Below are 13806 nucleotides of genomic sequence, written 5' to 3' on the forward strand. Positions count from 1 at the left end.
CACCGGCCGCCTCACAGCGGCGCCTCCCACACCACCGTCGTCCCGCCCCCGTCCTCCCCGATCCCCGGCCCGAACCAGCTCGCCCCGCCCAGCGACTCCGCCCGGCGCGCCAGGTTCCGCAGCCCACTGCGGCGACCGCCCTCCGGGATGCCGACCCCGTCGTCCGCCACCGAGAGACGCACCGCGCTCCGCCCGTCCGGCAGGGTCGCCGTGGCGTCCACGACCACGTCGATCACCGAGGCTCCGGCGTGCCGGAACGCGTTGGACAGGGCCTCGCGCAGCGCGGCGACCAGGTTCTTGCCGGTCAGCTCGCCGACGAGCGCGTCCACGGTGCCGAGGAAGCGGTGCGAGGGCTTGAAGCCGAGCGGGACCGCCGCCATGTTGATCTCCCGCAGAACACGGGTGCGGAGCCCCGACGGGGCCTCGGCCGGTTCCTGCTGGAGCGCGAAGATCGCCGTACGGATCTCCTGGATGGTCACGTCCAGCTCGTCGACCGCCCGGCCCACACCGGTCCGCACCTCCGGGACCACCGACCGGCGCTGGGCGCTCTCCAGCATCATCCCGGTGGCGAACAGCCGCTGGATGACGAGGTCGTGGAGGTCGCGGGCGATCCGGTCGCGGTCCTCGTAGACCGCGAGCCGCTCCCGGTCGCGCTGCGCCTCGGCCATCATCAGCGCGAGGGCCGCCTGCGAGGCGAACTGGGTGGCGAGTGTCCGCTCGGTCCGGCTGAACGGCCGCGCGCCGCGCGCCCGGGGCGTCGCCAGTGCGCCGAGCACCCGGCCGCCGCTCTGCAGCGGCAGCAGCATGCTGGGCCCGAAGAGGCCGGCCAGCCTGGTGACCATCCGGCTGTCGGCGGCCGAGTCGTCGATGAAGACCGCCTCGCCCGCCAGCAGTTTCGCCACCACCGTGGAGCGGGCCGGGATGATCACTCCGAGCGAGGACGAGGGGTCGTCGGCGGAGACCGCGACGATCTCCAGCCCGCCGTCACCGGTGGGCAGCAGCACGATCCCGGCGGCGGAATCGGCGAGGTGGCGGGCCTGTTCGGCGACCACGGAGAGCGCGTCGTCGGCGTCCCCGCCCGAGAGGAGAGCGGTGGTCACCGCCACCGAACCGTCGATCCAGCGCTCCCGCTGGCGCGCCGCCTCGTACAGCCGGGCGTTGCCGATGGCGATCCCGGCCTCGGTGGCGAGCACCCGCACCATGTGCAGGTCGTAGTCGCTGAACTCGCCGCCGTCCTGCTTCTCGGTCAGGTAGAGGTTGCCGAAGACCTCTCCCTGGACCCGGATCGGTACGCCGAGGAAGCTCCGCATCGGCGGGTGGCCCGACGGAAATCCGGCGGAGCGCGGATCACCGGCCAGATCGGCCAGCCGTACGGGTTCGGGATCGTGGATCAGCGCGCCCAGCAGACCCCGGTGGCCGTCGGGTGTGCGCCCGATCGCCCGCGCGACCTCGTCCGGGACGCCGTGCGTGACGAAGTCGGAGAGCCCTTCACCCGCCTCGTCGACGACGCCGATGGCGGCGTACCGGGCGTGGGCGAGCTCGGCGGCGGTCGCACAGATGCGGTCGAGAGTGGAGTGCAGCTCCAGCCCGGTGCCGACCGCACGCATCGCCTCCAGGAGTTGCGGGACCCGGGCGGTCAGCTCGGTGGAGAGGCCTTGCAGGCTGCGAGTGGCCTGCGTGGCGGCGTCGAGTGAGTCCTGCGGGTCCGGCTCCGGCTCTGCCATGAGCCGAGCCTAGTTAGTGGCGATTGCGGAGGAAAGTCGGGTTTTTCCTCCGCAGGCCGGCCACACAGGCTCACGCCCTCGCCGCCACCGTCTCCTTCTCCCGTTCCAGCATCCGGCGCAGCGGCCCTTCCTCGGCCGCCAGCTCCGCGTACGGTCCGCGCTGCGCCACCCGGCCCGCCTCCAGCACCAGCACCTCGTCGACCGCCTCGACTCCGGCCAGCCGGTGGGTGATCAGGACGGTCGTCCGCCCTTCGGTCGCCGCCAGCAGGTCGGCGGTGAGCGCGTCGGCGGTCGCCAGGTCGAGGTGCTCGGCCGGCTCGTCCAGGACGAGGACCGGGAAGTCGGCCAGCAGCGCCCGGGCCAGGGCCAGGCGCTGGCGCTGGCCGCCGGAGAGCCGGGCGCCGTGCTCACCCACCGGAGTGTCCAGCCCCTCCGGGAGCGAGCGGACCCACTCCAGCAGCCGGGCCCGGGAGAGCGCGTCGTCCAGTTCGGCGTCGGTCGCGCCGGTACGGGCGAGGCGCAGGTTCTCGCGGATGGAACTGTCGAAGACGTGGGCGTCCTGGGCGCACAGGCCGACGGAGCGCCGTACGGTGTCGCCGTCCAGGTCGGCCGCCTGCACACCGCCGAGGCGGTACGTCCCCGAGGAGGCGTCCAGGAAGCGGAGGAGGACCTGCGCGAGCGTCGTCTTGCCGGAGCCGGAAGGGCCGACGACGGCGATCCGGCGGCCGGGCACCAAGGTGAGGTCGAGCGGCTCCAGGGCGTCGCGGTCGGCCCCCGGGTAGCGGGCCGAGAGACCCCGTACCTCCAGCGGGAACGGCGAGGCAGGCGCATCCGCCGGGCTCGCGGGCTCCTGTACGGGGACGGGGGCGTCGAGCACCTCGTACACGCGCTCCGCGCTCCGCAGCACCCGCTGGCGGTACTGCACCGCGAGCGGCATTCCGGTGACGGCCTCGAAGGCGGCGAGCGGCGTGAGCACCACCACCGCGAGCGCGACGCCGGAGAGTCGGCCGTCCTTCACGGCGGGCACGGCGACGAGTGCGGCGGCCACCACGGTGAGCCCGCAGACCAGGGCCGAGAGGCCGCCGCCGAGGGCCGTGGCGGTGGCCGCGCGGGAGGCGATCCGGGTCAGCAGGCCGTCGGCGGTCCGCATGTGGGCCTGGCGGGCCGGGAGCGCGCCGGCGACGGTCAGCTCGGCCGTTCCGCCGAGGAGATCGGTGACGCGGGTGGCCAGGGCGGCGCGCGCGGGCGCCAGCTGACGTTCCGTACGGCGGGCGAAGGCACCGCTGACCAGCGGCACACCGACGCCGGCGACGAGCAGCCCGCCCGCCAGGACCACGCCCGCCTCGGGCAGCAGCCAGCCGGTGAACCCGGCGGCGGCCACCGAGACCGTGAGCGCGGTTCCGGCGGGCAGCAGCCAGCGCAGCCAGTAGTCCTGGAGCGCGTCCACATCGGCGACGAGCCGGGAGAGCAGATCACCTCGGCGCACCGTGCGCAGCCCGGCGGGCGCGACACGTTCGAGGCCGCGGTAGACCGCCACCCGCAGTTCGGCCAGCAGCTTGAGCACGGCGTCGTGGGAGACGAGGCGCTCCGCGTACCGGAAGACCGCCCGGCCGATGCCGAAGGCGCGCGTCGCCGTGACGGCCATCATCAGGTAGAGCACGGGCGGCTGTTCGGAGGCTCGGGAGATCAGCCAGCCGGAGACGGCCATGAGCCCCACGGCCGAACCGACGGCGAGGCTGCCGAGCAGCAGCGCCAGGCCCAGCTGCCCGCGCTGCGCACCCGCCGCCTCCCGGACCCGCGCGAGGACCCGCCCGGAGCGCGCGTCGGTCTCCCGCAGCACCTCGGTCGCGGCCTCCCGTACGTCTCCGGGCTCCAGCAGGTCCGCCGCCTCCAGCACGTCTCCGGGCCGCCGCGCGTCCAGCGGCTCACCGCCCGCGAGGGGCTGCGGAACGGGCAGTCCGGGCGCATCCGTCGTGGCAGGCACGGAAGCCTGCACCTCGCGCGGCTCCAGCGTCACCACCCGGTCCGCCACCGCGAGCAGCGCCGGGCGGTGGACGACCAGGAGCACGGTCCGGCCCACCGCCAGCCTCCGTACGGCCTCGACGATGCCCGCCTCCGTTTCGCCGTCCAGGCTCGCGGTCGGCTCGTCCAGGAGCAGCAGCGGCCGGTCGGCCAGGAACGCGCGGGCCAGGGCGAGGCGCTGGCGCTGACCGGCGGAGAGCCCGGCCCCGTCCTCGCCGAGCAGGGTCCGCTCGCCGTCCGGCAGCTCGGCAACGAAGTCGTACGCACCGGCCTCCCGCAGCGCCGCCGCCACCGCCTCGTCGGCGGCGTCGGGCCGGGCGAGGCGGACGTTCTCCGCGATCGTGCCCGCGAAGAGGTGCGGCCGCTGCGGCACCCAGGCGATCCGGCTCCGCCAGCGCTCCAGGTCCAGCTCCGCGAGGTCCCGGCCACCGACCCGGACGTGTCCCTCATCCGGTACGGCGAACCCCAGGACCACGTTCAGCAGCGTCGACTTGCCGACGCCGCTCCGCCCGACCAAGGCCACGGTCTCCCCCGGCTCGACGGTGAGCGAGGCCGCGTCCAGCGACGGATCGGTGCGGCCCTCATGGCGTACCGTCACGTCCTCCAGCTCCAGGCGCGTCGAGTCCGGCACGTCCTCGGTGCCGCCGGCCCGGGGCTCGGTCTCCAGGACCGCGAAGATCTCCTCGGCGGCCGAGAGCCCCTCCGCCGCCGCGTGGTACTGCGCACCGACCTGCCGGATCGGCAGATATGCCTCCGGGGCCAGGATCAGGACCACCAGACCGGTGTAGAGGTCGAGCTCTCCGTGTACCAGCCGCATGCCGATGGTGACGGCGACGAGCGCGACCGACAGGGTCGCGAGCAGCTCCAGGGCGAACGAGGAGAGGAAGGCGATCCGCAGAGTGCGCAGGGTGGCCCGGCGGTACTGCGAGGTGATGGTGCGGATCGACTCCGCCTGCGCCTTGGCGCGGCCGAAGACCTTGAGCGTCGGCAGCCCGGCGACGACGTCCAGGAAGTGACCGGAGAGCCGGGAGAGCAGCTGCCACTGCCGGTCCATCCGGGACTGGGTGGCCCAGCCGATCAGGATCATGAAGAGCGGAATGAGCGGCAGCGTGACCACGATGATCGCCGCCGAGACCCAGTCCTCGGTGACGATCCGGGCCAGCACCGCCACCGGCACGACGACCGCGAGTCCGAGCTGCGGCAGATAGCGCGCGAAGTAGTCGTCGAGCGCGTCCACTCCACGTGTCGCCAGCGCCACCAGAGAGCCGGTGCGCTGACCGCTCAGCCAGCCGGGTCCGAGCTGCGCGGCCCGCTCCAGGAGCCGGCCGCGCAGCTCGGACTTGACCGCCGCGCTCGCCCGGTGGGCCGCCAGCTCGGTGAGCCAGGCGACCAGGGCGCGGCCGACGGCGACCGCCGCGAGCAGGAGCAACGGCGTACGGAGCTCGGTGACGGTGAGCCCGTCCTCGAACCCGCCCACCACGACCTCCGCGATGAGCATCGCCTGAGCGATCACCAGCGCGGCGCCGACCAGGCCGAGACCCACCACGGCAGCAAGGAAGAAGCGGGTGGCTCGGGCGTACCGCACCAGACGCGGGTCGATCGGTTTCACGTGAAACATCCCCCAGCGGTGTCAGCGAGGTGAGCCGGGTCGTGTTTCACGTGAAACACGACCCGGCGAGGCCGGTACGGATCAGTGCGCATCCGCGATGTGCTGGGTGCCGATCCGCTTGCGGAACACCCAGTACGTCCAGCTCTGGTACAGCAACACCATCGGTGTGGCGATGCCGGCGCACCAAGTCATGATCTTCAGCGTGTACGGCGTGGAGGAGGCGTTGGTGACCGTGAGGTTCCAGGCCTCGTTCAGCGAGGATGGCATGACGTTCGGGAAGAGCGTCAGGAACAGCATCCCCACCGCTGCCACGATCGTCAGTCCCGAGAACGCGAACGACCAGCCCTCGCGTCCCTTGGCGATGGCCCCGATCGCCGCCACCAGCGCCACCACCGCCACGATCAGCGCCGCCAGGCTCCATCGGCCACCGCTCGCGGCCTGGGTCCAGAGCAGGAATCCCAGCGCCAGCACCGCCGTGGCCAGGCCCAGCTTCAGCGCCAGCGAGCGCGCCCGTACCCGGATGTCACCGGCCGTCTTGAGCGCGGCGAACACCGCGCCGTGGAAGGTGAAGAGGAAGAGCGTGACGAGCCCGCCGAGGAGCGCGTACGGGTTCAGCAGGTCGAAGAAGTTGCCGACGTACTCCATGTCGGCGTCGATCTTCACACCGCGCACGATGTTCCCGAAGGCCACGCCCCACAGCACCGCCGGGATGAGCGAGGTCCAGAAGATGGCGTTCTCCCAGTTCGTCTGCCACCGCTCACCGGTCCGCTTGGCCCGGTACTCGAAGGCGACGCCGCGCACGATCAGGCAGAGCAGGATGATCAGCAGCGGCAGGTAGAAGCCGGAGAACAGCGTGGCGTACCACTCGGGGAAGGCGGCGAAGGTCGCGCCGCCCGCACTGAGCAGCCAGACCTCGTTGCCGTCCCAGACGGGCCCGATCGTGTTGATGAGGACCCGCCGCTCCTTGCGGTCGCGGGCGAGCAGCTTGGTGAGGACTCCGATGCCGAAGTCGAATCCCTCCAGGAAGAAGTAGCCGATCCAGAGGACGGCGATGAGCACGAACCAGATGTCGTGGAGTTCCATCTCTCAGCTCCTGTGCTCTCAGTACGAGAAGGCCATGGGCCGGTCGGCGTCTTCGTCGTCGTGGCCGTTGATCCGGGTGGGCGGGTTGAGGTCGGACTCGGTGAGCTCCGGCGGCCCGGCCTTGATGTACTTCACGAGCAGCTTGACCTCGACGACCGCGAGGATCGCGTAGACGAGGGTGAAAAGGATCATCGAGGTGAGGATCTCGCCCTGCGATACGCCGGGGGAGACCCCGTCGCGGGTCTGGAGGACGCCGTAGACCACCCATGGCTGGCGGCCCATCTCGGTGAAGATCCAGCCCCAGGAGTTGGCGATGAGCGGGAAGAGCAGGGTCCAGAGTGCGGTGAGCCAGTAGAGCTTGGTGAACTTCGGGCTCAGCGCCTTGTTCCGGAAGAGGACCAGGTTCGGCACCTCGTCCTCACCGGTCCGCAGCGCCGGTGGCAGCAGGAACTTCCGCCGGGTCAGCCAGAGCCCGAGGATGCCGAGGCCGAAGGAGGCCATCCCGAAGCCGATCATCCAGCGGAAGCCCCAGAACGCGACCGGGATGTTGGGCCGGTAGTCGCCGGGACCGTACTTCTCCTCCAGCGTCTTGTTGATGTCGTTGATGCCGGGGACGTAGGAGTTCAGGTCGTTGTCGGCGAGGAAGGAGAGCACGCCGGGCAGCGAGATCTCGACGGAGTTGTGGCCCTCGCTGACATCTCCGTACGCGAAGATCGAGAAGGGCGCGCCGTTCTGCCCGTCCCACAGCGCCTCGGCGGCGGCCATCTTCATCGGCTGCTGGCGGAACATCACCTTGGCCAGTGAGTCGCCGCTGACGGCGGTGAGCAGTCCGGCGATGACGACCGTGACCAGACCGAGCCGCAGCGAGGTCCGCATCACCGGGATGTGCTTCTTGCGCGCGAGGTGGAAGGCGGCGATGCCGACCATGAACGCCCCGCCGACCAGGAAGGCCGCCGTGATGGTGTGGAAGAACTGCGTCACCGCGGTGTCCTGGGTGAGCACCTTCCAGAAGTCGGTGAGCTCGGCGCGGCCGCGCTCCTCGTTGATGCGGTAGCCGACCGGGTGCTGCATCCAGGAGTTGGCCGCCAGGATGAAGTAGGCGGAGAGGATCGTGCCGAGCGAGACCATCCACATGCAGGCGAGGTGGATCTTCTTCGGCAGCCGGTCCCAGCCGAAGATCCACAGCCCGATGAAGGTGGACTCGAAGAAGAAGGCGATCAGCGCCTCGAAGGCGAGCGGAGCGCCGAAGACGTCACCGACGAAGCGCGAGTAGTCCGACCAGTTCATACCGAACTGGAACTCCTGGACGATGCCCGTCACAACGCCCATGGCGATGTTGATCAGGAACAGCTTGCCCCAGAACTTGGTGGCCCTGAGGTACTTCTCGTTGTTCGTCCGCACCCAGGCGGTCTGCAGGCCGGCGGTGAGCGCGGCGAGCGAGATCGTCAGCGGAACGAAGAGGAAGTGGTAGACGGTGGTGATGCCGAACTGCCAGCGCGCCAGGGTCTCCGGCGCCAGAGCGAGGTCCACGTCGTCTTTCTCCTTACGTCGCCGTGGTGACGCCACGTCGCCGTGGCCACACCGGGCACTCCGCCCCTTTAATCCCACCGATCATGGGACCAAACGGGGCACGCTTGTGAACGCGTTCACATTCACAAGCAATTATGGCGCACACACTTTCGGGCCGTTCGCCGGGGGTACCCCTTTCGGCCACACGCGCCCCTGGACGTACGCAAAAGGCCCCTGACCTCGTAGAACGAGGTCAGGGGCCACCGGCCGCCGAGCGCCGAAGTGCTACAGCTCCGCGCGGAACGCCTCCGCCGCCTTCAGGAAGAGGTCGTTGCCCTCGCTCTCCCCGATCGAGACCCGTACGCCCTCACCCTTGAACGGCCGCACCACCACACCGGCCCGCTCACAGGCGGCGGCGAAGTCGAGGGTCCGCTCGCCGAGCCGCAGCCAGACGAAGTTGGCGTGCGACTCCGGCACGGTCCAGCCCTGCCGCACCAGCTCCTCGCCCACCCGGCTCCGCTCGGAGACCAGCGAGCCGACCCGGCCCAGCAGCTCGTCCTCGGCGCGCAGCGAGGCGACCGCCGCGTCCTGCGCGAGCTGGCTGACGCCGAAGGGGACGGCGGTCTTCCGCAGCGCGGCGGCCACCGGCTCATGGGCGACGGCGAACCCGACGCGCAGCCCCGCGAGCCCGTACGCCTTCGAGAAGGTCCGCAGCACCGCCACATTGGGCCGGTCCCGGTAGATCTCGATGCCGTCGGGCACATCGGCGTCCCGGATGAACTCCTTGTACGCCTCGTCGAGCACCACCAGCACATCGCTCGGCACCCGGTCCAGGAACCGCTCCAGCTCGGCCCGGCGCACCACGGTCCCGGTGGGGTTGTTCGGGTTGCAGACGAAGATCAGCCGGGTCCGGTCGGTGATCGCCGCGGCCATCGCGTCGAGATCGTGCACCTCACCGCTGGTCAGCGGGACCTTCACCGAGGTCGCACCGCTCACCTGCGTGATGATCGGGTACGCCTCGAAGGACCGCCAGGCGTAGATGACCTCGTCGCCCGGGCCCGAGGTGGCCTGGAGCAGCTGCTGCGCCACCCCGACCGATCCGGTGCCGGTGGCCAGGCGCGAGAGCGGCACACCGAACCGGTCCGACAACTCGCTCATCAGCCCGGTGCACGCCATGTCCGGGTAGCGGTTGAAGCTGCCCGCCGCACTGATCGCCGACTCCAGGACCCCCGGCAGCGGCGGGTAGGGGTTCTCGTTGGAGGACAGCTTGTACGCGACCGGTCCGCCGACCGCGGCCGGCTTGCCCGGCACATAGGCGGGAACACCGTCCAGCTCGGCGCGCAGCTTGGGGCTCGTCTCGCTCACCGCAGGTCCTCCTCGACCGTCGTACGCATCCATACCGTCGTACACATCAATACTGCTCACCTTATGAGGATTGGGCGCCGCTGCGAATGGCCCGGGAGCGGAATCTCCCGCAGTGCCGGGAATGGTCCGCGCCAGGAGGCTTCCTCAGGGGGAGCGTTTGCAGTTCCGGCGCGCGCCCGTGTCTCACGCCGTGGCGCGCGTCCCCCGAAGTGGTGAGTTGAGACCTCTTCGAGACATCGACCATTCAGCAGGCCGTCGACCGCCAACACCTGACACATTAAAGCCAGAGCCGCCAACGCCCTTTCTTTGCAAGGCAATTGACAGTGAATGATCATGCAGAAACGTGCCTGTCAATGGGTGCATATGCGACCGGACCGACCACCCCTCGGAGCCCTACTATCGGCTCGCCATGACAGCAGCAGGGAAGCACCAGGTGAGCCGGACGGAGACCCCCCGGCGCAGCGGCCGGCCAGGACGGGCGGGGATCCGTGATGTGGCCGCCGCGGCCGGAGTCTCGATCACGACCGTCTCCGACGCGCTCAACGGCAAGGGCAGGCTCCCGGACGCCACCCGCAGCCATGTCCGCGAGGTCGCAGAGCGCTTGGGCTACCGCCCCTCCGCAGCGGCCCGAACCCTCCGTACCGGCAAGTCGGGGCTGATCGGCCTGACCGTGACCACGTACGGGGATGAACCTTTCACCTTCACCGAATTCGCGTACTTCGCGGAGATGGCGAGAGCCGCGACCTCGGCGGCGCTCGCCCGCGGCTACGCACTCGTCATCCTCCCCGCCACCTCCCGCCACGACGTCTGGTCGAACGTCGCGCTCGACGGGACCGTCGTCATCGACCCCTCCGACCAGGACCCGGTCGTCACCGAACTCGTCCGCCAAGGGCTGCCCGTCGTCTCGGACGGCCGCCCGGCCGGCACGCTCCCCGTCACCGCCTGGGTCGACAACGACCACCGGGCCGCCGTGCTCGACCTCCTCGACCACCTCGCCGCCGCCGGGGCCCGCCGGATCGGCCTGCTGACCGGCACCACCACCGACACGTACACGCGGCTCTCCACCACCGCCTACCTCCACTGGTGCGAGCGGGTCGGCCAGGATCCCGTCTACGAGTCCTACCCGGCACACGACCCCTGCGCGGGCGCGGTCGCCGCCGACCGGCTGCTCGCCCGACCGGACCGGCCCGACGCCGTCTACGGGCTCTTCGACCCCAACGGCACCGACCTCCTCGCGGCCGCCCGCCGCTACGGCCTGCGGGTCCCCGAGGACCTGCTGCTGGTCTGCTGCAGCGAGTCCACCGTGTACGCGGCCACCGAACCGCCCATCACGACGCTCTCGCTGAAGCCGCGCCGCATCGGCACGGCCGTCGTCCAGCTCCTCATCGACGCCATCGAAGGCGTGGAGCACGACGGTCCGGTGGAGCAGGTGATACCGACGGAGCTCATCGTCCGGACCTCCTCGCAACGCCGTCCACCGCGCACCACGGTCAGCCCGCCACGCTCCCCGAGCAGGGATTGATCGTCTTTTTTCGGACCAATCGGCCGGTGAACCGTACGTGCGCGCGGATTCACCACCCCTGGTGCGTCACACAGATCGATCCGCATTCCTATGATGGGCGCACGACACCGCGGACCACCTCTACCAGGCAGGGCCCGTCAGGTGTACGGCGGCGCGACGGTGGTGGAGGGGTCGATGACTCAGGGGGCCGGTCAGGAACCCGTGGTGCGGACGGCGACGTTGCGTGACTTCAGAGTTCCGCCGTACGCGCAGACACCCGTACCACCGCCGGCGCCCGGCGCGGCGCCGCACCCGTCCGTGCCTCCGCACGCGCCGGCGCCGCCCGCGCCGCACGCCTCCGTGCTCCCGCACGCCCCCGCCCCGCCCCGCCCGCCGCATCCCGGCAACGTGGCCGTCGGCGACGAGCCTCCGGAGGGCTACACCCCCACCGAGCGCGACCTCCCGGTCATCAACCGCGGCGACACCGTCGCGATGGACACCGTCCCCGAGTCCCGTCCCGTCACCGAGGAAGGGCGCGGCCCGCTCTTCGTCGTCGGCGACGTCCACGGCTATCTGGACGAGCTGCTGGCCGCCCTCGCCGCGCAGGGCCTCATCGACGCCGACGGCAACTGGGCCGCGGGCAACGCCCGGCTCTGGTTCCTGGGCGACTTCACCGACCGGGGCCCGGACGGCATCGGCGTCATCGACCTCGTCATGCGGCTCTCCGCCGAGGCGGCGGCGGCCGGCGGCTACTGCAAGGCCCTGATGGGCAATCACGAACTGCTGCTGATCGGCGCCAAGCGGTTCTCCGACACCCCCGTCAACTCCGGTGCGGGCACCGCCACCTTCCAGGCCGCCTGGCTGCTCAACGGCGGCCAGAAGAGCGACATGGACCGCCTTCAGGACGTGCACCTGCAGTGGATGTCCCGGCTCGACGCGGTCGTCGAGGAGGACGGGCATCTGCTGATGCACTCCGACACGACGGCCTACCTGGACTACGGCACCACCATCGACGCCGTCAACGACACGATCACCGACATCCTCACGCGCAACGACGCCGACGAGTGCTGGGACCTCTTCCGCAAGCTCACCAAGCGGTTCGCCTTCCGCGACGAGGGCGGCGCACAAGCGGTGCGCGAGCTGCTGACGACGTACGGCGGACAGCGCGTCGTCCACGGTCACAGCCCGATTCCGTACCTCCTGGGCGAGGTCGGCACGGAGGACGGCGAGGACGGTTCGGGGCCGGTGGTGAACGGTCCGCACGTCTACGCGGACGGGCTCGCCATCGCCATGGACGGCGGAGTGACCATGGCCGGAAAGCTTCTGGTCGTCCAACTCCCGCTGCATGACTGAGCGCTGACGGGGAAGACGCTCCTGGATCGGACCGCGCCGATCATCGGGCCTATTTCCGGAAACACCCTGTCACCGCGCGCCGTGAGCGCTCTACCATCGGCTCATCAGTAGCAGGCTCTCCTCCGTTTCCGCCCGATCGCCCGGCCAACGCGGGCTGCCGGGCCCGACGGAGCATCGGGGGATGCAGATGACAAGCGCTCCGCACCTGCAAGCCGAGGACGGTCCCGAGTACGCCCGGATCCTCGGCGACGCGCTGCGTCACGCCCACGAACGCCCGGACCTGGAAGGCGTCGGCGACCGGCTCAACACCGAACAGCTGCGCACGATGGCGCTCAACGCCACGGCGCTGATCACCTCCGCCGCGGCCACCGAGTACGAGCACTACGTCAAGGCCCGGACCGAGCTGCGCGCGGCGAACGCGACCGTACCGGAGGGCGAGCAGTACGGGGACGCCTCGTCGGCCACCGGGCCGGGCGCCGGCGTAGGAGCGGTCCTCACGGTCCTGACGCCGCTCCTCGCGGGCGCCGCCGCCGTGATCTTCCTGCTCGTCGGCTATCTGATGAGGGCCCTCAGCCCGTCCGTCGGCTTTGGCACCACCATGGTCGCGGCCGGGTGGTTCTTCGCGGCCCTCGCCGCCGCGGCCATCCTGGTCGCCGCCGTGGGACTGCTCGTCACGGCCCTGCGCAACGGTTCGACCTCGCTCGCCGCCGAGGACGAGGAGGCCGAGCTTCCGGAAGAGGTCGCCCGGGCCCGGGAGGCCTGGCGCCACGCGCTGCTGGAGCGCGGCATCCTGCCGTTCCTGCGGGATGCCCTGGCCGACCCGACCGCGGGCCCCGCCGCGCGGACCCCGCACCGCTCGCCCAACCGCATCCCGAAGGTCGGCTACAGCAGGCCGGACTTCTCCGGCCCGGAGGACGGCCCGTCGGCCGGACCCCGCCCGACCTTCACGAGCCCCGACTTCACCAGCCCGGACTTCGGCGGACCGGACCACCGGCCGGAGTAGGACCCGCGCGTTCCGAAAAACGCCACAGGCCGGGGCGGCGAGTGCCGCGCCCGGCCTGTGCGACGCTCCGGCAGGGCCGGAGCAGTGGTGGATCAGACCACCTGCGGAGCGAGCTTCGGGTTGGTGCCGTGCTGGTTCGGCTCCTGCTTGCCTTCCGAGGCGAGGAAGACGAGCAGGATGATGCCGCCGACCAGCGGGACGAACGAGATGAAGAACCACCAGCCGGACCGGCCGGTGTCGTGCAGGCGGCGCACCAGCACGGCGAGCGACGGGATGAACGTCGCGAGGACGTAGATGAGGTACGGGATCGCCGTGTCGATCGCGAGGCCGAGACCGTACAGGACAGCCGCAATGATCAGGTTGATGAGCGTGAACATCCAGTACTCCTTGCGGCGCGCTCGTCCGCTGAAGCCTGCGTAGTTCTTGAGTACGGCCAGGTACCAGTTCACTGTGATTCCCTCCCCAGGCCCTCCGTGCGAGGGCCACCAAATTTCAGCCAAGCAAGCCGGAAAGTAAGCCACAGATAAGGAACGGGTCAAGCTCAGTTGACGCAGCTGCGAAACGTACATCCAGCTGCCACACGACTGTGTCCATACTGTCGCTTAACAAGGCCCGTTATCACGCCAGATGATGACCA

9 protein-coding genes are annotated in these 13806 nt (G+C 70.8%); 3 read left to right on the forward strand and 6 right to left on the reverse strand.

Going from position 1 to position 13806, the window contains the following annotated elements; genetic code table 11:
- Window positions 1-11: 11 nt before the first annotated feature.
- The 5 genes from ABZ267_RS04660 to hisC all read right to left on the reverse strand — a co-directional run bounded on the left by ABZ267_RS04660 (window position 12) and on the right by hisC (window position 9312).
- A complete protein-coding gene (locus tag ABZ267_RS04660) occupies window positions 12-1724 on the reverse strand; it encodes a GAF domain-containing protein (protein ID WP_356755995.1) in 1713 nt (570 codons plus the stop codon).
- A gap of 70 nt (window positions 1725-1794) precedes the next feature.
- A complete protein-coding gene (cydD, locus tag ABZ267_RS04665) occupies window positions 1795-5355 on the reverse strand; it encodes a thiol reductant ABC exporter subunit CydD (RefSeq protein ID WP_356755997.1) in 3561 nt (1186 codons plus the stop codon).
- Window positions 5356-5436: 81 nt separating this feature from the next.
- Window positions 5437-6438, reverse strand: coding sequence for a cytochrome d ubiquinol oxidase subunit II (gene cydB, locus ABZ267_RS04670; protein ID WP_356755999.1), 1002 nt, complete (start codon window positions 6436-6438; stop codon window positions 5437-5439).
- 18 nt (window positions 6439-6456) lie between these two features.
- A complete protein-coding gene (locus ABZ267_RS04675; protein WP_356756001.1) occupies window positions 6457-7968 on the reverse strand; it encodes a cytochrome ubiquinol oxidase subunit I in 1512 nt (503 codons plus the stop codon).
- A 264-nt stretch (window positions 7969-8232) separates the two neighbouring features.
- Entirely contained in the window at window positions 8233-9312 is a 1080-nt protein-coding gene (gene hisC, locus ABZ267_RS04680; RefSeq protein ID WP_356756003.1) for a histidinol-phosphate transaminase, read from the reverse strand.
- A gap of 409 nt (window positions 9313-9721) precedes the next feature.
- On the opposite strand from hisC, the gene ABZ267_RS04685 reads away from it, so the two are divergent.
- The 3 genes from ABZ267_RS04685 to ABZ267_RS04695 all read left to right on the forward strand — a co-directional run bounded on the left by ABZ267_RS04685 (window position 9722) and on the right by ABZ267_RS04695 (window position 13169).
- Window positions 9722-10834, forward strand: coding sequence for a LacI family DNA-binding transcriptional regulator (locus ABZ267_RS04685; RefSeq protein WP_151511369.1), 1113 nt, complete (start codon window positions 9722-9724; stop codon window positions 10832-10834).
- Between the two features lie 174 nt (window positions 10835-11008).
- Window positions 11009-12166: a metallophosphoesterase gene (locus tag ABZ267_RS04690; protein ID WP_356756005.1), complete on the forward strand. Its 1158-nt coding sequence runs from the start codon at window positions 11009-11011 to the stop codon at window positions 12164-12166.
- Between the two features lie 181 nt (window positions 12167-12347).
- The gene (locus tag ABZ267_RS04695) at window positions 12348-13169 is read left to right on the forward strand and encodes a hypothetical protein (protein WP_356756007.1); all 822 of its coding nucleotides are present in this window, start codon (window positions 12348-12350) and stop codon (window positions 13167-13169) included.
- A gap of 92 nt (window positions 13170-13261) precedes the next feature.
- Here ABZ267_RS04695 and ABZ267_RS04700 read toward each other — a convergent pair whose 3' ends face one another.
- Window positions 13262-13618, reverse strand: coding sequence for a DUF805 domain-containing protein (locus ABZ267_RS04700; protein WP_356756009.1), 357 nt, complete (start codon window positions 13616-13618; stop codon window positions 13262-13264).
- Between the last annotated feature and the right edge of the window lie 188 nt (window positions 13619-13806).

Source organism: Streptomyces sp. NPDC006174, assembly GCF_040614075.1.
GTDB lineage: Bacteria > Actinomycetota > Actinomycetes > Streptomycetales > Streptomycetaceae > Streptomyces.